This is a genomic window from Micromonospora sp. L5 (assembly GCF_000177655.2).
Taxonomy (GTDB): domain Bacteria; phylum Actinomycetota; class Actinomycetes; order Mycobacteriales; family Micromonosporaceae; genus Micromonospora; species Micromonospora aurantiaca.
Window position 1 is genome coordinate 2,094,794 of record NC_014815.1, and the last position, 19,039, is coordinate 2,113,832.

At 71.3% G+C, this 19,039-nt stretch carries 21 protein-coding genes; 9 read left to right on the plus strand and 12 right to left on the minus strand.

The genetic code is table 11. The features are described from left to right. Positions 1-75 precede the first annotated feature (75 nt). Positions 76-1,053 carry a phosphotransferase family protein gene (locus tag ML5_RS10175; protein WP_013474612.1) on the plus strand — a complete coding sequence of 326 codons (978 nt, stop codon included), beginning with the start codon at positions 76-78 and terminating at the stop codon, positions 1,051-1,053. A 38-nt stretch (positions 1,054-1,091) separates the two neighbouring features. Here the strand turns inward: ML5_RS10175 and ML5_RS10180 are convergent, their stop codons facing one another. After that, positions 1,092-1,505, minus strand: coding sequence for a nuclear transport factor 2 family protein (locus ML5_RS10180; protein WP_013474613.1), 414 nt, complete (start codon positions 1,503-1,505; stop codon positions 1,092-1,094). A 96-nt stretch (positions 1,506-1,601) separates the two neighbouring features. On the opposite strand from ML5_RS10180, the gene ML5_RS10185 reads away from it, so the two are divergent. After that, positions 1,602-2,456 carry an aldo/keto reductase gene (locus ML5_RS10185; RefSeq protein WP_013474614.1) on the plus strand — a complete coding sequence of 285 codons (855 nt, stop codon included), beginning with the start codon at positions 1,602-1,604 and terminating at the stop codon, positions 2,454-2,456. A gap of 109 nt (positions 2,457-2,565) precedes the next feature. Here the strand turns inward: ML5_RS10185 and ML5_RS10190 are convergent, their stop codons facing one another. From ML5_RS10190 to ML5_RS10195, 3 genes are read right to left on the minus strand one after another with little or no spacing between them, the layout of a single operon-like run. Then, positions 2,566-3,372, minus strand: coding sequence for an aminoglycoside adenylyltransferase domain-containing protein (locus tag ML5_RS10190; RefSeq protein ID WP_013474615.1), 807 nt, complete (start codon positions 3,370-3,372; stop codon positions 2,566-2,568). After that, the gene (locus ML5_RS33230) at positions 3,359-3,694 is read right to left on the minus strand and encodes a hypothetical protein (protein ID WP_168168214.1); all 336 of its coding nucleotides are present in this window, start codon (positions 3,692-3,694) and stop codon (positions 3,359-3,361) included. Before ML5_RS33230 ends, ML5_RS10190 begins: the two co-directional genes overlap by 14 nt. 13 nt (positions 3,695-3,707) lie before the next feature. Then, positions 3,708-3,917 carry a hypothetical protein gene (locus tag ML5_RS10195; protein WP_013285106.1) on the minus strand — a complete coding sequence of 70 codons (210 nt, stop codon included), beginning with the start codon at positions 3,915-3,917 and terminating at the stop codon, positions 3,708-3,710. Between the two features lie 115 nt (positions 3,918-4,032). Here ML5_RS10195 and mraY point away from each other — a divergent pair, with 115 nt between their 5' ends. After that, a complete protein-coding gene (mraY, locus tag ML5_RS10200; protein ID WP_013285107.1) occupies positions 4,033-5,136 on the plus strand; it encodes a phospho-N-acetylmuramoyl-pentapeptide-transferase in 1,104 nt (367 codons plus the stop codon). A 17-nt stretch (positions 5,137-5,153) separates the two neighbouring features. On the opposite strand, the gene ML5_RS10205 is transcribed toward mraY, so the two are convergent. Both ML5_RS10205 and ML5_RS10210 read right to left on the minus strand, forming a co-directional pair. Continuing rightward, entirely contained in the window at positions 5,154-5,642 is a 489-nt protein-coding gene (locus tag ML5_RS10205) for a MarR family transcriptional regulator (RefSeq protein WP_225319448.1), read from the minus strand. Positions 5,643-5,650: 8 nt separating this feature from the next. Continuing rightward, a complete protein-coding gene (locus ML5_RS10210) occupies positions 5,651-6,898 on the minus strand; it encodes an NAD(P)/FAD-dependent oxidoreductase (protein ID WP_013474616.1) in 1,248 nt (415 codons plus the stop codon). A gap of 91 nt (positions 6,899-6,989) precedes the next feature. Between ML5_RS10210 and ML5_RS10215 the strand changes: the two genes are divergently transcribed. Beyond that, complete coding sequence (locus ML5_RS10215) at positions 6,990-7,373, plus strand: PadR family transcriptional regulator (protein ID WP_013474617.1); 384 nt, start codon at positions 6,990-6,992, stop codon at positions 7,371-7,373. Continuing rightward, on the plus strand, positions 7,370-8,266 hold the full coding sequence (locus ML5_RS10220; protein ID WP_013474618.1) for a hypothetical protein: 897 nt from the start codon (positions 7,370-7,372) through the stop codon (positions 8,264-8,266). Before ML5_RS10215 ends, ML5_RS10220 begins: the two co-directional genes overlap by 4 nt. Before the next feature lie 86 nt (positions 8,267-8,352). Here the strand turns inward: ML5_RS10220 and ML5_RS10225 are convergent, their stop codons facing one another. From ML5_RS10225 to ML5_RS10235, 3 genes are all read right to left on the minus strand, one after another. After that, positions 8,353-8,682, minus strand: coding sequence for a cupin domain-containing protein (locus ML5_RS10225; protein WP_013285113.1), 330 nt, complete (start codon positions 8,680-8,682; stop codon positions 8,353-8,355). A gap of 98 nt (positions 8,683-8,780) precedes the next feature. Beyond that, positions 8,781-10,034 carry a formamidase gene (gene fmdA, locus ML5_RS10230; protein WP_013474619.1) on the minus strand — a complete coding sequence of 418 codons (1,254 nt, stop codon included), beginning with the start codon at positions 10,032-10,034 and terminating at the stop codon, positions 8,781-8,783. Positions 10,035-10,055: 21 nt separating this feature from the next. Beyond that, positions 10,056-10,334, minus strand: a complete 279-nt coding sequence (locus tag ML5_RS10235; protein WP_013285115.1) for an FmdB family zinc ribbon protein — start codon at positions 10,332-10,334, stop codon at positions 10,056-10,058. A gap of 210 nt (positions 10,335-10,544) precedes the next feature. Here ML5_RS10235 and ML5_RS10240 point away from each other — a divergent pair, with 210 nt between their 5' ends. Both ML5_RS10240 and ML5_RS10245 read left to right on the plus strand, forming a co-directional pair. After that, a complete protein-coding gene (locus tag ML5_RS10240; RefSeq protein ID WP_013474620.1) occupies positions 10,545-11,729 on the plus strand; it encodes a cellulose binding domain-containing protein in 1,185 nt (394 codons plus the stop codon). 11 nt (positions 11,730-11,740) lie between these two features. Then, a complete protein-coding gene (locus ML5_RS10245; RefSeq protein WP_013474621.1) occupies positions 11,741-12,865 on the plus strand; it encodes a glycosyl hydrolase 53 family protein in 1,125 nt (374 codons plus the stop codon). Between the two features lie 23 nt (positions 12,866-12,888). Here ML5_RS10245 and ML5_RS10250 read toward each other — a convergent pair whose 3' ends face one another. The 3 genes from ML5_RS10250 to ML5_RS10260 form a co-directional block, all read right to left on the minus strand. Then, on the minus strand, positions 12,889-13,293 hold the full coding sequence (locus tag ML5_RS10250; protein WP_013474622.1) for a DoxX family protein: 405 nt from the start codon (positions 13,291-13,293) through the stop codon (positions 12,889-12,891). An 87-nt stretch (positions 13,294-13,380) separates the two neighbouring features. Further along, positions 13,381-13,971: a hypothetical protein gene (locus ML5_RS10255; protein ID WP_013474623.1), complete on the minus strand. Its 591-nt coding sequence runs from the start codon at positions 13,969-13,971 to the stop codon at positions 13,381-13,383. A 93-nt stretch (positions 13,972-14,064) separates the two neighbouring features. Continuing rightward, the gene (locus ML5_RS10260; RefSeq protein ID WP_013474624.1) at positions 14,065-15,648 is read right to left on the minus strand and encodes a nucleotidyl transferase AbiEii/AbiGii toxin family protein; all 1,584 of its coding nucleotides are present in this window, start codon (positions 15,646-15,648) and stop codon (positions 14,065-14,067) included. A 128-nt stretch (positions 15,649-15,776) separates the two neighbouring features. On the opposite strand from ML5_RS10260, the gene ML5_RS10265 reads away from it, so the two are divergent. Further along, complete coding sequence (locus tag ML5_RS10265; RefSeq protein WP_013474625.1) at positions 15,777-16,958, plus strand: hypothetical protein; 1,182 nt, start codon at positions 15,777-15,779, stop codon at positions 16,956-16,958. 189 nt (positions 16,959-17,147) lie between these two features. Beyond that, positions 17,148-19,007, plus strand: a complete 1,860-nt coding sequence (locus ML5_RS10270) for a BTAD domain-containing putative transcriptional regulator (protein ID WP_013474626.1) — start codon at positions 17,148-17,150, stop codon at positions 19,005-19,007. Positions 19,008-19,039 lie beyond the last annotated feature (32 nt).

A 19,039-nucleotide genomic window follows, 5' to 3' on the forward strand; every position in this document is an offset into this window, starting at 1 on the left:
TCCGGTGCGTCAACTCGGTTGTGCGCCGGTGCCCGGCCTGGCAGCCTGGCCGCTTCGGTCCGACGAGAGGCGGCCATGACGCGGACATTCCTGCAACCGGATGACCTGCACGACCTGGTGTCGGACCAGTTCGGCTCGGACCGGCGGCTCGCTGCCCTGGACCGGCTGACGGGCGGCACCAAGAAGGGCGTCTACCGGCTTCGGCTGGACGACCGGACAACCGTGATGCTGTACGTGTGGGCCGCGGGCGAGAACTACTGGCCGCCGTCGCCGGCGGTCCCGGACGACCCGTTCACGGATGCGTCGGGTGCGGATCTCTTCGACGCCGCCCACGCGGCGCTCACCGGGGCAGGAGTGCGTGTCCCGCATCTGTTGATGATCGACCGGGACGGCAGTCACCTCGACGCCGACATCGCGCTTGTCGAGGACGCGGGCGCGCTGCGGCTGGAGGCGTTGGTGGAACACGATCCGGCCGCTGCCGTCACGCCGCTGTCCGCGCTCGGTGACGCCCTGCGCCGCATGCACACGGCCTTCGGGCCGCACTACGGAAAGGTCGCGGCCATCGCCCGAGGTGAGGCGTCACAGACGCGACGCACCGAGGACGTGATCGTCGACCGCGCGCTCGGCCACCTCGACGCGGCAGCGGCCCGCGACGCCCGGCTGGCCGATGCCCACCACCGGGTCGCCGCCCACGTACGCCACCTCAGGAGCGCGGTCACCCCACGCGAGGAGTACGGGCTGGTGCACGGTGAACTCGGCCCGGATCACGTGCTCGTCACACCGGCCGGTGAGGCTGTCATGATCGATTTTGAGGGGCTGACGTACTTCGACGTCGAATGGGACCACGCCTGGCTGCAGATGCGTTTCGGCGAGACATACCCGGCGCTGCGCCCGGTCGCTCTCGACCCCCACCGGCTGGCGCTCTACCGATACGCGCAGACGTTGTCCTTGATCGAAGGGCCACTGCGGATCGCGGACACCGACTTTCCGGATCGGAAGTGGATGCTGGACCTGGCCGAGTGGAACATCACCAAGGCGCTCGCCGCGATCTGACGGCAGCCCGGCACCACGGGACCGTGCGCGAGGGCGTCTCAGCCGGCCGGACCGACGTGTGCCGCGAGCAGGCGCCACCCCTCGTCCTCGTCGAGGATCCATGTGCGCGTGTAGCGGACCCGGGCGACGAACGGCTCGCCGGCAAGGGTGCCTTCCAGCGTGCCGAGGAACCACGTGACCCCGGTGCCGCCGACGGCGAGCACGGCCAGGTCCTCCTCGTCGACCCGGGTCATCGTCTGCTGGCCGGATCGGTGCGCGTGCAGGTCGTCCTGCTTGGAGTAGAGACGGCCGTCGGGCCCGGTGAACACGAGGCGGTCGTCGATCAGCCGATCCAACTCCGCGACGTCGGAGGACAGCTGGGCACGTTGAAGACGCCGTTCAGCGGCGCGTAAGCCCTCGACCCCGGCGAGATCCGCGCCGCCGTTCCCCGTGGGAAAATCATCGTCGTTCACTGTAGATAACCTAACAGCGATCTCCGGGAACCGGTATCGGGCGGATGACCGCCTGTGCAGGTCAGCGGGGATGGCTAGGTTCGCCCGGTGCCCAACATGATTACTGCGGCGTCCGCAGGCACCTGGACGCTCGGCGACCTGACCGTCAACCGGATCGGATTCGGCGCGATGCGCCTGACCGGCAACCGCGGTGTGGCGAGCGACCGCGAACGCGTCATCGGCGTGCTGCGCCGGGCGGTCGAGCTCGGCGTCAACCACATCGACACGGCGGCGTTCTACTTCTCGCCACTGCGGTCGGCCAACGAGCTGATCAACACGGCGCTCTCGCCGTACGCCGGCGAACTGGTCATCACCACGAAGGTCGGGCCGGGCCGCGACCCCTCCGGCGAGTGGCTGCCGCTGGCCCGGCCCGACCAACTGCGCGGACAGGTCGAAGAGAACCTGCGCCAGCTGGGCCGTGACCACCTGGACGTCGTCAACCTGCGCCAGAACGGGCTGGAGTCGGTCGCGGAGCACTTCGGCGCGCTGGCCGACCTGCGGGACGCCGGGCTCATCCGGCATCTCGGCCTGTCGAACATCCGTCCGCAGCACCTCGCGCAGGCACAGGCGATCGCCCCGGTGGTCTGCGTGCAGAACCCGTACGGCGTCGACACCCGACGTGTGCACGACCAGCTCGTGCGCACCTGCGGGGAGCAGGGCGTCGCCTTCGTGCCGTTCTTCGCGATCGCCGGCGACGGACGTGAGGCAGGTGGCGTGGCCGGCAACGAGGCGGTGGCGGCCGTCGCCCGGGCGCACGGGGCGACGCCGGCGCAGGTGCGCATCGCGTGGACCCTCAGCCGCGGGCCGCACATGCTGGCCATCCCCGGTACGGGCGACCCCGACCATCTGGTCGAGAACCTGGCCGCCGGGGCGCTGCGCCTGTCCCCCGAGGAACTGGCCCGGCTCGACTAGCGGCGCCCTGCCACGAGTCCACGACCCTCGACGGAAGGTCTCACCCTTTGCCGGCAGCGGTTACGTCGGCGTTCCTGGCCGGGATGGCCCTGATCGCCGTGGAGGCCGTCTAGCCCGCCTGCTTCGTCGCGGCGTCGCAGTCCATCTCGCGCCACTGCCCACCATCGGTCGGGGCCAGGATGGCGGCGCTGAGTTCGGTCACGAATGCCCGGACCTCGTCGAACCGGCCGGGATCGGTGTCCTGGCCGGAGTCGTACCACCAGTCGCGCGCCCAGGCGATGAGGTCCGCCCATCGAGGGCAGGCGGTGATGGTCTGCTCGGCGGCCTGCCGCTTGGACAGTTGCCGGCCATGGCGCAGGCGCTGGAACGCCCGGCAGAGCGTGAGCACCGCGTACGACTGGGCTCCAGGTGGGGTCATCTCGAGCACCCAGGCCGGCCAGTCGCGGACGTGGTCCAGCAGAGCCGCGCGGACGAGGCCGGGGTCGGCGGCGGGCAGCAGCTCACCGGCCGGCGGTCCCAGCAGCGTACGGCCGTGGTCGTGCACGGCGGACCAGGTCACGACGCGGTGGGTGGTGGCGGGCAGCAGGTGCAACGACTCGCCGGGACTGATCCGGGCGATCACGTGATTCCGGCCGGGATCGGCGCGCACCGCGTCCAGTGACACGTACTCCACCTCGATCCGGCCGGCCCACTGCGGGTGCCGCCGGTCGAGGTCGGAATGCAGTTCGGCGAGTACGTCGAGGAGCTTCTCGTCCGGATCGTCGGTGAGCACCGCGAGCAGGTCGAGGTCGCTGCGGTTCACGGCGAAGTCGCCTGCCACCAGCGAGCCGTGCAGGTACAGGCCCAGGAGCCTGCCGGCCAGCGCCCGGCGCCACGCCTCGCGGAGATCGGAGAGAACCATGTCAGGTGGGACCACCAGGTGATCCTGCGCCGCGGCCCGCCTGGCCGCCATCGAGTAAGTCGACCCGTCCACGCCGGCAGTACGCCGAGGCTCGGCTGACCCCGGCATCAACCACCTCGGACGGCACGCTTCTGCCATGGCAGTCATCGAGGTGGACAGCCTCGTCAAGCGCTACGGCGAGCACATCGCTGTCGACGGCGTCAGCTTCGCCGTCGAGCAGGGCGAGATGGTCGGCATCGACCCGCAACGCGACACCGGGAAGCTGCGGGAGCTGCTCGGCGCGCAGTTCCGGCGGCTCTCCGGCGGGCAGAAGCAGCGGCTGTACGCGCAACCGCATGCGCCGGTCGCGCCTACGTGCTCGGCGGGTTGCGGTGCCGCTCCGCGAGGCCCGATGTGGCCTGCCGCTGCGCGTCGTGCCGGTGCTGGTCGGCGGCGGCCCGGCGGACCGCAGCCGAGTCCTCGTCCGACGGGCGCCTCGACCGGTCGCGCCGGGCGACGAAGACGACGAGCGCGAGCAACACCACCGCGGCCACCGCGAGCGACACCACAATCGTTCTCATGCCGTCGACGCTACGGCGTGCGGGCCAGCTTCGGCGTGGTGAAGCTCAGGGGCTGCTCCGTCCGCCTCCGGATGGCAAGCTCACGTGTCGTGATCGATGACTTTGTGGGCCGTCCGTGAGGGCGGTCATCGTCGCGGCCGCTGTCGCGTTCGTGATCTCCCTGTTCGGCACGCCGGTGGCGATTCGCGTCTTCAGCGCGCTGAAGGCCGGTCAGCCGATCCGGTCGATCGGGCTCGCCAGCAACGAGGGAAAGAAGGGTACGCCCACGATGGGCGGCGTCGTCTTCATCGTGGCGACAGTCCTCGCGTACGTCGCCGGGCATCTCGCCCTGACCACCCTGCCCGAACGGCAGATCGCGCAGGAGGGGCCCACCATGACGGCCCTGGTGCTGCTCGGGTTGTTCGTCTTCTGCGGCGCGGTCGGATTCTTCGACGACTTCCTCAAGGTGCGCCGGCGCAACTCCGACGGGCTGTCCGCCAAGGGCAAGCTGCTCGGCCAGGCGCTCGTCGGCGGCGGGTTCGGCGTGGCCGCGCTGTACGTGCCCAGCACGAACGGCCAGACCGTGGCCAGCGAGCACATCTCGCTCATCCGCGACATCAGTTGGCTGGACGTCGGCAAGGTCGGCGCGGTCATGGTCTTCATCTTCGTGATCACGGCGATGTCCAACGGTGTGAACCTCACCGACGGCCTCGACGGCCTGGCCACCGGCGCGTCGATCCTGGTGCTCGGCGCGTACTCGCTGATCGGCTTCTGGCAGTACCGGCACTGGTGCGCCGACGACGGGTACGCCCGCGTGAACGAGTACTGCTACCAGGTCCGCGATCCGCTGGAGATCGCCATGATCGCGGCAGCCGCGGCCGGTGCCTGTGTGGGCTTCCTGTGGTGGAACACGTCCCCGGCGCGGATCTTCATGGGTGACGTGGGCGCGCTCGGGCTGGGTGGCCTGATCGGCGGGCTGGCGGTGGTGACCCGTACGACGCTGCTCTCGATCCTGATCGGTGGGCTCTTCGTCATCATCACCACGACCTGGGTGATCCAGATCGTCTCGTTCCGGACCACCGGCAAGCGGGTCTTCCGGATGGTGCCGTTGCACCACCACTTCGAGCTGGCCGGCTGGAGCGAGTCCACCATCGTGGTCCGCTTCTGGATCGTGGCCGGTGTCTGCGTCGCGGCCGGCCTGGGCCTGTTCTACTCGGACTTCCTGGCGACCGTGGGATAGCGACAGGAGACGCCGGTTCAGGTGGACCGCTGGGCGGTGTCGCCGTCGCGGAGGTGGTCCAACTCGGCGAGGTACATCGCCTGGAGGCGGTCGTGGTGCCGGACCAGCAGCCTGACCTCCTCGGCGCTGTAGCCCTCGACGAGCCGTTCCGCCCGCTCGGCGAAACGCTCGTACGGCCGCTCCAGGTCGGCGATCCGCTCCGGCCGTATGGTGACGACGACCCGCCGCCGGTCTGCCGGGTCGCGCTCGGTCGTCACGTAGCCGGCCTGCTGGAGCCGGCGGAGCATGCTGGTGACCGCACCGGTGGTGAGGTTGGTCCGCTCGGCGATCTGCCCCGCGGTGGCGGAGCCGATGTCCGCCAGGTAGTCGAGGCACTCCAGGTCGCTCACGGCAAGGCCCAGCCGCTCCGCGATGGCGTACCGGAACACCATGGACAGCCGCGACGTCTCCCGCCCGGCGCGCATGAGGTCGGCGATCGCGGAGGCGCGGGCCGAATCGTGGGACACGCGGGCAATCATGCCTCCGGCACTGTGACCCGGTGCAGCCGAGGTAGCACGCGGGTGAGCACCCAGTGCGGTGCGGCGGCGCCACCGGTGAGGCGGTGCATCAGCCTCGCGGCATTGTCGACGGCGTGGAAGGCGTACGGCACCATCTCGTCCTGGTATCCGGCGATCGCCTCCTCCACGGATGTGCCGTTCCGCCGGGCCTCGACCAGCCTGTGGCCGAGCAGTGCGGCGTCGCGCAGCGCGGTGTTGCCGCCATGAGCGCCGAACGGCGGCATGACGTGTACGGCATCGCCCATCATCGTCGCCCGGGGCACCGCCCACCGGAGCGGGCGCCGGCCGGTGGCGAACAGGTTGAGCACAGTGGCGTCCAGTTCCGCCGTGTCGACCAGCCGTCGGACGAGCGGGTGGAAGTCGATGCTCATCCGGGCCGCCACGTGCCACAGCGCCCGCAGGTCCCCGCGGACGCCTGGAGGCAGCTCGTCCCGCCGGAGCAGCAGTGCCCAGATGACGTAGTCGTCGCCGGTGGGGGCGTAGCTGCCCGGAGCCAGGCGCGAGAACCCCTCCCGCGGGCTCTCGCCGAACCGCATTGAGGTGAAGAAGAAGGCGCTGCCGGGCCGGTCGGCGATGGACAGGACTCCGCTGGTACGCAGCGCGTCCGGGATGACGCTTGCGCCGTCGCGCCACAACGGCGACCGGCCGTAGATGCCCGCCATCGGGGTGTCCGCCGGATCGGCGTCCGGCATGAGCTGCGCGCGCAGCGCCGAGCCGACGCCCTCCGCGCCCACCACGACTGTCGCCGCGGCGGCGCTGCCGTCGGAGAACCGCAGCCGTAGTCCGGCCGGACCGCCGTTGTCCACCGCGACGGCGGCCCTGCCGTAGTGGATGCGCCCGTCCAGCCCGGACTGCAGGATCGACCGCAGGGTCAGCCGGTCCACCTGGCGGGTCTCGTGCGGGTCGTCCTTGAAGGTGATCGTGAAGGCGTCCCGCAGCCGTCTGTCGGTGAAGCGCAGGTGCCCGCCGGGCTCGTCGCCGGTGGCCAGCGCCAGGCGGTACAGCGGGCGGGGCAGGCTCTCGCGCAGCGCCGCCAGCCCGTACCGGTCGAGGATGATCCGGTAGCCCTGCCGCCGGACGAAGGGGCCGGGATCCCGCTCGTAGACGTGCACGTCGATGCCGGCGCGCGTCAGGTACTGGGCCAGGCAGAGGCCGGAGAGGCCGGCGCCGGCGATCGCGACTGAGAAGTCGGTCGATGTGCTCATCCGATTACCTTAATCATTAAGATGATTTGGGCAATGGCCACTGTGGACAGTCATCTTGGACTGATACTCAAGTTGGTTGTATATTCGGCTCATGGGATCTGCTTCGCGTCCCGCGCTACGGGAACCGTCGTACTTCGTCCTCGCTGCCCTGCTCGGTGGGCCGCTCCACGGTTACGCCGTGATCAAGAGGGTGACCGAGCTGTCCGACGGGCGGGTGACCCTCGCTGCCGGATCGCTGTACTCGGTGATCGACCGGCTGCTCGGCGAGGAACTCGTCGCTGCCGACGGTGAGGAGATCGTCAACGGGCGTGCCCGTCGCTACTACCGGCTCACCGACGAGGGCTGCCGCGTACTCACCGAGGAGGCCGACCGGCTCGCCCAGGCCGCCCGGGTGGTCACGGACCGCCTGCCGCGCCGGGTCGCATCGCAGGCAAGTGCCCGTCAACCTTCTACCGTGAGGATCAGACCAGCATGAGTTCCGATGTCCTGGAGAGGCGTTACCGCATGCTGCTGCGGGCCTATCCGGCCGGCTACCGCCGGGAACGCGCCGACGAACTGATCGACACATTGATCGGCGACGAATCCACCACCCGTCGCTGGCCCAGCGCCCGGGAGGCGGTCTCGCTCCTCCGGGGCGGCCTGCGGGTGTACGGCGGCAGCGCCGCGGCCCGTCCCACTGCCGTGCTGTTCTGGCAGGGCATCCACCTCGGCGCCCTGGCGGTGCTGGCGCTGGGTGTCCTCATCGGCCTGGACGACATCGTCGAGGCGTTCCGGTACGGCGGACTCTCGGACCCGGTGACCGTCCTGCGCAATCAGGGCGTCCACGAGGTCGTGCTGACCGCGGCGCTGGTGGCGCTCGTCGCCGGCCGTGCCCGCACCGCCGCCGTCCTGGCTGTTGCTGCGGCGGTGGTGCCGAGCCTGATCTCCCCGTACCTGTTCCTCAACGGCCTGCCGCAGTGGTGGGCGCCGGTTGTCGCCACGCCGCTGATCGTGCTGGGCCTGCGGCGGCCGGCGGACGTGCCGCCGGCACCTCGCGCCAATGCCGTCCTGGTCACCGCCGGAATCCTCGCCCTGCATCTGATCCCCGCGGGTGGCCTCCGCATGGTCGACGCGGTCCCGCGGATCGTCGCCGCCGCCATGGTGATCGCCGGGGTGGCCGCCTTCCTGTGGGTGGCGACCGCCGACCAGCGACTGCTGATCGCGGTCGTCCCGACCCTCCTGCTGGGCACGCTCCACCAGCTGGACAACGCCGGGTTGACGGAAGAACTGCTGCGCCGGCCGGACGCCCTGCCGTCCCTGGCCGTCGCGGTCCTCATGGCAGTCGGCGCGATCGTCTCGACCCGGTTGCGGCAGCGCACCCGCGCCTGACCGGCGGACGGGCGGCCCGGCCCCGGCCGGACCGCCCGGCAGGGGCCACCTCCGTCATCGAAGCCCGATGAGGGCGCGTGCGGTCGTCAGCGCTTGGCGACGGTGAGCAGCACCGCTGAGTCCTCGAGCGCCTCCAGCGTGTGCCGGCGGTCCGGCACGATCAGCAGATCGCCGGGTGCGCCGTCCCAGGACGTCTCGCCGGCGCCGAGCCGGACCCGGCCGTGCAGGACGTGGACGGTGGCCTCGCCGGGATTCTCGTGCTCGCTGAGCATCTGCCCGGCGGTCAGCGCGATCAGCGTCTGTCGGAGCCTGTGCTCGTGACCGCCGTAGACGGTGGAGCTGCTGCGGCCGCTGGAGGAGCCGTGCGCGAGCTTCAGCTGCTCGCGGGCCAGTGCGGTCAGGGATGACTTCTGCATGAGGTGTCCCATCTCCTCGTCGCGCCGGGCGCGATCCTCGTCCGGGAACCGTAGCGCGGCCGCCCGTCGCCGAACCGCCGGCCCTCAGGGTCACCTGCCTACGGCATGGTGGCCTCCGGGGCGCCCTTGCCCGGATCGATCCGGGTCGGACCGGAAGCCGAGGGGCGGATGTCGAAGTCGAAGATCTCGGTGGGCAGGTAGACGGTCGCGCAGGAGTTGGGGATGTCCACCACGCCGGAGAGCCGGCCCTCGATGGGTGCGGCACCGAGCAGCAGGTATGCCTGTTCCGGCTGGTAGCCGAAGCGGGTCAGGTAGTCGATGGCGTGCAGGCAGGCGCGCTGGTAGGCGAGCTGCGAGTCGAGGTACCGCTGTTCGCCGTCGAGGGTGACCGAGAGCCCGGAGAAGGCCAGCCACTGGGAGAACTGCGGCGGGGTGTCGCCCGGAATGAAGATCGTGTTCTCGGCGACGCCGTACGTCTGCATGCCGTTCTTGATCAGGTCTACGTGCAGGTCGACGAAGCCGCCCATCTCGATGGCGCCGCAGAAGGTGATCTCCCCGTCGCCCTGCGAGAAGTGCAGGTCGCCGAGGGACAGGTTGGCTCCCGTCACGTACACCGGGTAGAAGACCCGGCTGCCGACGGTGAAGTTCTTGATGTCCTGGTTCCCGCCGTTCTCCCGGGGCGGAGCGGTCCGCGCCGCCTCCGCAGCGACCCGGTCGAAGTCGGCGCCGGTGAGGCTGCCGAGGATCGCGTCCTGCGGCTCGGGGGGCAGGGCCAGGGGGGGCACCCGGTCGGGCGCGGTGGCGATCAGCGCCCCCTCCCGCTGGTTCCAGGTCGCCAGCAGCGACGCGGACGGGGCGGTGCCCATCAGCCCCGGGTGGGAGATCCCGGTGAACGAGACCCCGGGGATGTGCCGTGAGGTGGCCTTGTGGCCGGTGAAGTCCCAGACCGCCTTGTAGGCGTCGGGGAATTGCTCGGTCAGGAAGCCGCCACCGTTGCCGGTGGGGAAGATGCCCGTGTAACCCCAGCCCTGGCCGGCCAGCGGACCGGACTCCTGCGGGATGGGGCCCATGTCGAGGATGTCGACCATGAGCAGGTCGCCCGGCTCGGCGCCCTCGACTGCGAACGGGCCGCTGAGAGCGTGGACCCGGGTCAGCGGAGCGTCCCGGATGTCCTCGGCGGAGTCGTCGTTGTGGATCGCGCCGTCGAACCACTCGCGGCAGTGGACACGGAACGACTGTCCGGGCCGTACCGTCGCCACGGGCGGGACGTCGGGATGCCAGCGGTTGTGCCCGACCTTCTCCTGGTCGGTGAACCTCTTCGTGGAGTCGAGGGGGAACAGCAGTTCAGGCACGGTGTCGAGCCCTTCTCGTGGTCACCATCGGGGCAGGCGGGCGTGGGCCGGGTTCGTCGAGTGACGCGCCGGGCGACGGCCGGGCACCCGCCCGACCACCTCCGGCTGTTCCGCGCTGCGCTCGGTCCGGTCCACGGCCTCGCGCAGCGCCGCCGGTATGCGGGTGAGCCGGGGCGCGGAGAACACGCGTGTCGCCGGGAACCCGCATCGGGGGCAGTTCGTCGACGGGCCCGCGGTGCCGACCGGCATCGCGACATCGAAGCTGCCGTCCTGCGCGCAGCGGTACTCGAAGGTGGCCATCGCCGCTTCCCGTCCAGCCTTTCGTGCGTGTGGTGGCCGTTCCGCAGCGGCTCACCCTGTCTATCCGATTGTGACCGATTGCTGACATAAGCGGCGTAAAACGACGAATGAGGCGGAGGTCGCGCCTCGCGGCGGGTTGCGGGGCCGTGGCACCGGCCGAGGTGTGGGACACGTTGGCGATCATCGATGTATGGCGGGCATTGTCGACCTATGGCTGCCGTCTTCTCGTCCTCGCTGTTCCGCCGTCTGCGGCCGGGTCTGACGGCCGCGGTCGTGCTGTCCACGGCAGTGCTCGGTGCCGCTCTGGCCGTCGCGCCGTCGGCGGACGCCGGCACCGCGTACCCCGCTGTCGCCCCGGCGCCCGGCGGCGCAGCGGTGCCCGCCGCGGAGCCGACCGGGACGGCGGCGCCGCCCACCTCGACGCCCAGCACGCCCAGCACGCCCAGCACCACGCCGTTCCCGCCGAGCGCGCCCACGAACCTGACCGCCACCCAGGTACGGACCACGTCGGTCACCCTCACCTGGACGGCCGCCAGGCCCGGCTGCTGCCCCGTCGCCGGGTACGACGTCACCTACTACCAGGCGTTCGACGACGTGGTCTACGGCATCAGCCTCGGCGACGTCACCTCCACCACGATCACCGGCTACATCCAGCCGGGCCGGCAGTACTCGTTCCGGGTGTCGGCCCGGGACGGGTCCGGGCGCCGATCGCCGTCCACCGACGCGCTGACGGTGGTCACCCCGGTGACCGACACCGGCCCGGACACCACCCCGCCGAGCGCGCCGCAGAACCTCACAGTCGGCGAGGTGACCGCCTCGACCGCCACGCTGTCCTGGTCGCCGTCGACCGACGACGCCGGCGTGCTCGGGTACGACGTCTACCGGTTCGACGGCTGGTTCACCTCGACCCGAGTCGCCACCGTGCCGGGCACCACGTACACGGCGCCGCTGCCCCCGTCGACGCCGCTGCGCAACCTGTACTACGTGCGGGCCCGGGACGCGGCCGGCAACGTGTCGATCGCGTCCAACACGGTCACACTGCCGACGACGTCCACGCCGCCGCCCCCGCCGCCCTCGACCTGCCGGGTGACCTACCGGAACCAGTCCGAGTGGCCTGGCGGTTTCGTGGCCGCGGTGACGGTCCAGAACACCGGGACGACGTCGGTCGACGGCTGGATCGTCACCTTCGGCTTCCCGGGGGACCAGCACGTCACCACCGCGTGGAACGCCACAGTCGGCCAGACCGGCGCCGCCGTGACCGCCCGCAACGCCGACTGGAACCGCGTCATCGCGCCGAACGGCTCCGCGACCTTCGGCTTCCAGGGGCGGTGGAGTGCGAGCGACGCGCCGCCGACCGGCTTCTCGCTCAACGGCGCCCCCTGCACTGTCGGCTGAGAGGAAGTCTCGTGAGCACACCCCACCGCCGCCGCGCCCTCGCCGGGGCCGTCACGGCCGTCGCCCTCGCCGTCACCACCACATTCGGGGGTACGCCCGCGCCCGTCGCCGCCGCGAACACGCTCAGCATGCGGGGCGCCGACGTCTCCTCGTTGCAGCGCAGCCTGGATCTGGGCGCGAAGTACTACGACGCAGGCGGGGTGGCGCGCGACCCGCTGGACATCCTCAGGTCCGTCGGTCTCAACTACGTCCGGCTGCGCGTCTGGAACAACCCGGCCAGCGGCTACAACAACAAGAGCAGGGTGCTGGCCCAGGCGCGCGTGGCGAAGGCCAAGGGCCTCAAGGTGCTGATCGACTTCCACTACTCCGACACCTGGGCCGACCCGGGCAAGCAGTACAAGCCCGCGGCCTGGGCCGGGCACAGCCTGAGCCAGTTGCGCAACGACGTGTACGCGTTCACCTACGACGTCTGCGCCGCCCTCCGCGGGCAGGGCACCCTGCCGGACAGCGTGCAGATCGGCAACGAGATCAACGTCGGGATGCTGTGGAACGAGGGGAAGGTCGTCAACAACGACTTCGCCCCGCTGGCCGGCCTGCTGAAGCAGGGCTACAACGCGGTGAAGGCCTGCGGCGGCGGCATCCCCGTGATGATCCACACCGCGAACGCCGACAGCAACGCCAACGCGCGGTGGTTCTACGACGGCATCCGTGCCCAGGGCGTGCAGTGGGACATGACCGCCCTGTCGTACTACTGCATGTGGCACGGCAGCCTGGCGAACCTCTACAACAACATCGTCGACCTGCGGAACCGCTACGGGAAGCCGGTGGTGATCGTGGAGACCGCGTACCCCTTCACCCGGGACAACGCGGACAGCGAGCCGAACGCCATCGGCGACGCGACCTGCGACGGCATCGGCGCGACCTGGGCCGGGCAGGCCCAGGAGTTCGACTGGGTCCAGAACACCGCCCGCAACGCCGGCGCGATCGGTGTCTTCTACTGGGAACCGACCTGGTACGCCGTCAGCGGCAACGGCTGGGATCCGGCGAACATCAACGGCACCGGGAACCAGTGGGACAACATGGCCGTCTTCGACTGGTCCGGGCGGGTGAACCCGGGGGTGCGCTGGACGCCCTGACGGGCCGGCCGGCGCACCCCTGATCAGCGCCCGAGGAGCGAGCGGATCGAGTGGCGGCGGCCCCACGCGATGAACACGAACAGCGCGAACAGCACCCCGGGCGTGAGCACCAGCGCGCCGCCGTGCAGGATGAACGCCTGGGTGACGGCGGCGCCGACCATGAGCAGCGCGAGCCCGACGGCGGCCAGGCCGGCCAGCCGAGGCACGAGCAGCCCGATGCCACCGGCCAGCTCCAGCAGGCCGACGAGATAACGGAACCAGGGCGCGGCGCCCATGTCCTCGAAGGTCTGGACCGCGTTCGTCTCGCCGAACAGCTTGGGGCCGGCGGAGGCGACGATGAGGAAGACCCCGAGGACGATTTGCAGTGCCCACAGCGTCCGGTGCAACCCGCGCGCGACGGGCGGGGGAGTGGTGTCGACGACGGTCATGGTTCTCGTCCCTCCTGGCGGTCTGCCGGTTTCCCGCATCCGACATCGATCGGACGCACCAGGTCAGACCGGCGGAGGCGACTGAACTCATCGCGAGGTCTGGCCGGCACAGCTGATTGGGGACGGAGGCTCGTGGTTTTCGGAGGCGAGGCGTCGCTGTAGGCGGTCGGATTGAGCGACCGATCCGCCGCCTACGCCGAGGCCGCGCCGAGCGGCATGATAGAAGCGATCCCGACTCGCGTTCGCCTGCTGGACCAGTTCCAGTAACGGCTCGGAGTTCTCGTCGACGCCACGGGCTCGGTGTTCGAGTCGCCAGACTGCCTCTCGCCAGTCCTGTGCGGCGACGACGGTGGAAGCGTCCCCGAGCAGCAAGAGGCTCTCCCAGACGAGGGTGTGCCTGATGTCGGCCTCGGCGAGCCGAGGAAAAGCCTCTGCTTCGTTCAGTCCCGAGCGGTACTTGTCCCCGGCCGCGGTAGCCAGCACCTTCAGCGATATCGCCTGAATCTCCTTCAGTGCCTGGGCGAACTCGCTGTATGCCTCCAGTCGTCGTTCGTCCCACCGTACGGCCTGGCCGCGCCTCCACTGGCTTCTGGCGGACAGGAAGGCCACCAGGCCTGTGCCCATGGCACCGACAACGACGCCGAGCAACGCCGGTAACTGTGAGATGAACGCGTCCATCGGCGCAAGAGTGTCATTCGGCGGCAACTGGTCGAGCCGGGCCTCCTTCTTCGAATTCAGGCCGACGGTTGTCCGCGCCGCTACGCGGTACGGCTATCCCCAGGCGCGTTCGAGGGCCAAAGCCAGCCGCCTCGTCCACTGCTCTTCGGTTCCCTCGATCCCGGGGTACTCGTCGACGAAGTTGTCCCAGTCGATGCTCCACGTCAGCACGTCCTCGGCGCTGAAGCCGTCCGCCTCGGCGCCCAGCTCCGGCCGCATCAGGCGGCGGACGAGATCCCGGTCCACGCTCGTGGTCTCAGCCAGCAGGACCGCGTCGTACAGGTCCTTGCCCTGCGCGTACGCGTCGGTGGCCAGCCACAGCAGCTTCCAGGCGAGCGCCAGCGCCGCGGGCGCGGCGAGCACCGCAACGGCGACACCGGGGAGCATCACCGTCTCCGGCGGGAGCGGCAGCTCCTCGCCGAAGACGATATCGATCTGTACGTGGCCGTCCGGCGCTCCGGCGATGCCGAACGGGACGACGAGGCGGCGGCCGTCGGCCCGCTCGTACGTCCAGATGGCCGCCTCGCTGATCCGGTCCGGTCGCAGGCCGGCGTCCGGCACGCTCCGGAGGGCGGCCTTGACGGCGTCGAGCAGCGTACGGGCCTCGTCGCTGCCGCTGGTGACCGTGTGCGGGACGACGACGAAGTCCAGATCGCCGGGCTCGCGTGCGGCGGCGCCGACCTGGACCGGCATCAGCGCACTACCCCGCAGCACCAGGTGGCGGCCCACGGGGGCCGCCGCGATCGCCGCAAGCACGCCGGTGAGCGCGGTACGCCGGGCGGCGCTCCACCGCCGGCCGGTCTCGGGCACGAGGAAGTCCGGCTCACCGGCGCGGTACGCGTTCGGGTACTGCTTGAGGGCGGGATCGAACGCGGCGCGCTGGCGGACGGGAGCGTCGGCGGGCAGCGGCTGGTAGGTCGGCGGGAAGCCCCGGGACCGGGCAGGCGCGGACCGCATGGTGTTCTCGCGCTCCGTCACCCAGTCGCTGGGCCGCGTCTTCTCCGGGCTCCCGGGCGGGTCCAGCCAGCCGAGGTCGCGGACCGGTCCGCTGTCGAACACCACGTACTCCTGCTCCACCGCGGCGATCTCGAAGCCGGCGGCGGACACGGCCGCGACGAGGGCCTCCAGGCGCTGCCCGGCCGTGGCGAGCCCGACACGGTAGCAGCGCTGGGTGACGAACCGCTCCTGCACACCGTCGGCGCGTACCCGGCGTGCGTTGCGGGACAGCCGTGCCCCGTGCGGCTCGACCAGGCTGGTGAGCGCCAGTGTCCGCGCCACCGTCGGCCCGGCCAGCAGCAGTTTGACGTGATGCTCGAAGTAGCGGGCGGCCGGCTCCGCCGCGGCCTCCTCGTCCGACTTCGGCACACCGGCAGCCCACGGCGCCACTTCGATCTTCGTGCGGCACACGTGGATCCCGGACGCCTCCACCTCGCCCTGCAGGCGCTCTGCCGCGGCCTGCTGCTCGGCGTGCGTGCCCCGCCCGGTCAGCGTGAGCATCGGCTGGGAGGTGTAGGCACCCTGGTCGAGGACGATGTGGACGAACTTCAGCCCGCGCCGCGCGGCGAGGGCGGACAGCCTCTCCGCGTCGTGCGGCTGGGCCGTCACATGGATTTCGAAGTCCCCCGACACCTCAAGCACCGGCGAAGCCTACGACACGCCGTCCAGCCCGGGCCGCGGCTCTACGGCCGTACCGTCGGGTCGTGGTTGTGCCGGGCGTGAGCGCGCGTGTCCCACTGCCGCCGCCTGTCCGGCCGTACCATCTCCTGGTGAAGCTCCGCCGTCGGCTGGTCGCCGTGTCACTCCTCCTGGCGGTGGAGGCGACGGCGTTCGCGCTGCTCGTCACCGAGTCGGTGATGGATGCGATCGTCGCCGCCGGCCTCACCTGCGTGTCGTTGTGGCTGCACCTCGTCCTGCACGAGTGCGGTCACCTCGTCGTGGCGAAGCTGCTGCGTCTGCCGGTCATCGCGGTTCGTGTCGCGCCCTTCAACGGCTGGCGCAACGAGGTGTCGGTCCGGCCGTCGCCGTCGATGACGGCGTTACCGCTGCGGATGGTGCTGTTCTATCTCGGTGGCCCGCTGGCCAACCTGTGCGCCGCGACGGCGCTCGTCATCGCGTCGGCGTCCACCGGTACGGCGTTGACGCGGTTGACGCTGCTCGGCGCCGCGTTCGTCGGGGCGCTGCTCGGCCTGACCAACCTCGTTCCGGGGCGTTCGACCCACAGCGACGGCCACAACCTGCTCCGCTGGCTCCGGGCTCCGGCAGCCGCCCGCGAAGGGCTGCGGGCCGGCTACTACCAGGAGGAGGTGGTCAGGGCGCTGCGGGCGGTCGCCCGAGCGGGTGGTGACGTCCACCGGGTCGGGATTCAGGCCCGCGACGGCAGCGATCCGCTCCTGGCCCTCGCTGCCTACCAGCAGAGATTGAGCGCGGGACACACGCAGTCGGCGGATCTGGTCGAGGAGGCCGAGCGGCTCGCGGCGCTGGCTCGCGCGGGCGGCACCGATCCCGCGGCCGCCGCGGCGATCGGCCAGATGCTGAGCCTCCAGTTCGGAATGTGGTACCTGTACGCCGCGGTGGTGACCGGCGCGCCGGTGGATCGCCGGGAGGTGCGGGAGATCTCGGAACTCGCCCGGATCGCCGCCCGGACGCAGCCGCGAGCGTTGTCCGCCCGGATCGTGATGAGCCTGGCTCACCTGCTCAACCAGCGGCCCGAGGATGCGCGATCGCTGCTTCTCGACGTCCGTCCCGGCGCCGAGCCGCGCGACCTCTGCGCCGTCGCGCTTCTTCTGCGGGCGGCCGCCGAGTCGTATCTCGGAAACCACGCCGAGGCGGATCACCTTCTCCGCGCGGCCGGGGGCGACTACCCGCAACTGGCACAGCTCGTGGCCGCGATCCGGGCAGCCGATCCGGCGCCGCCCCTGTTCGCGCCGGCACCGATGGCCGGAGCCTGACCGCTCGACGAGCCGGTGGCTCGTCGCCGTCATGATCTGGTCGGGCGTTTTCTGCGGTGTTTCCGTTACGTCGACACACCGCTACTTGCATTGATTCCCGTCACATTTGGTCCTTATCGAAATGCCTTGTCCTGATCTGCGGGGCCGCCTACTGTGGGCGGCCTCGGAGTTCGACGGGGGAGCGACGGGATGCAATTGGACATTCGGCTTCTGGGCCCTGTCGAGCTGCGGGTCGGCGGCCGGCGCGTCGCGCCGGGACCGGGAAAGCGGCGGGCCGTGCTCGCCGGGCTCGCGCTGGCGGCGAACCGGTCGGTGTCCCTGGACCGGCTGGCCGCCATGGTCTGGTCCGACGTCCCCCCGCCTTCGGCGACGGCCAACCTGCGTTCGCACCTGGCGGCGCTGCGCCGGATGGTGGGCGACCGGCTGGTGACGCGTCCGAACGCGTACGAGCTGCGGATGCAGCCCGACGAGCTGGATGTCACGGAGTTCCACCGGCTGGCGGAGAACGGCCGCACGGCACTGGTCAGGGGGTATGCGCTCGACGCCGTTCCCGCGCTCGACGCCGCGCTCGCGTTGTGGCGCGGCGCGGCGGGCGAAGGGCTGCCGACCGGCACCACGCTCGACAACCGCTGGGCGAGCCTGGAGGAGCAGCGGCTTCAGGTGTTCGAGGTGCTGACCGATGCCCGCCTGGCGGTCGGCCGGCATGCCGAGCTGCTACCCGGGCTGCGTGAGCATCTGGCCGCGTACCCGTTGCGGGAACGGGCGTGGGGGCAGCTGATGCTCGCGCTGTACCGCTGCGGTGAGGTGCCGGCCGCACTGGCCGCCTACCGGGACGCGCGCGCCCGGCTGGACCAGCACCTCGGCATCGAGCCGGGCGAGGAACTGGCCGCCCTGCACCGGGCGATCCTGGAACGGGCGCCGGACGTCTCGTACACCCGGCCGCCGCCGGTGATCGCGGCACCGTCGGCCGCCGATCCGGCTCCCGCCGCCGAGACCGGCCGGACGGTGCCCCGGGAGCTGCCACCGGATCTGGTCACCTTCGTCGGGCGCACCAGGGAAGCGGGGGAGGTCAGCACGGTAGCGACGTGCCGCGCACCCGCTGTCGTGGTCGTCACGGGCCCGCCGGGAAGCGGCAAGACCGGGCTCGCCGTACACGCGGCCCACGCGGTGGCCGGTGAGTTCACCGACGGGCAGATCTTCGTCGACGTCGCGTACCGGGCCTCGGTCACCCCGGCGGAGTTGCTGGCCCGGGTGCTGCGCGCGCTCGGCGTCGCGGCGGGCGACATGCCCGACAGCGCCGACGAGCGCGCCGGGCGCCTGCGCTCGCTCACCGCCGGACGCCGGCTGCTGCTGGTCCTCGACGGCGTCACCAGCGCGGCCCAGGTGCGGCCCCTACTGCCCGCCAGTCCCGGTCCTGCCCTGATCGCCGTGGCCCGGCGCGCTCTGGGCAACCTCGACGGTGTACGGCGGGTCGCCCTGTCGCCGTTGGCCGAACCCGGCGCCCGGGAACTGCTGGCCGCGCTCGCCGGTCCGGAACGGCTGGCCGCGGATCCGGGCGCGACAGCCGAGCTGATCGGCCTGTGTGCCGGATCGGTGCTGGCGCTGCGGGTCGCCGGCTCGAGACTGGCGACGTGGCCGGGGATGCCGGTGGCCGCGCTGGTCGGCGAACTCACAGCGGGAGGGAGCACGCTGGATCTGCTGAGTTACGACGACCTGTCCGTACGAGCGAGCCTGGCCGCCGCCGTCGCGGTCGTCGCCTCGGAGGACGAGGTGGCCGGCCGGCTGTTCGAGCTTCTCGCCGCCTGCCCGGAGGCTCCGGCGGCGGTGGACCGTGCCGCGGCGCAACTCGGCGAGTCCACCGAACGGATCAGGCGGGCCATGGAAGGCCTGGTCGATGCGCACCTGGTCGCCCGGGACGGTGCAGCCCGCTACCGGCTGCCGGCGCTGGTCAGGGATTACGCCGCCGAATTGTCGACAGTGCCGTCCGGGCCGGCGTCGCGGCTCGTTCGGGGGAACCCGTTCCTCACGTTGTCGTCCCGGTCCGGGTGATCGATTCTGCCGACCGCTCGGGTCGTCCGGCG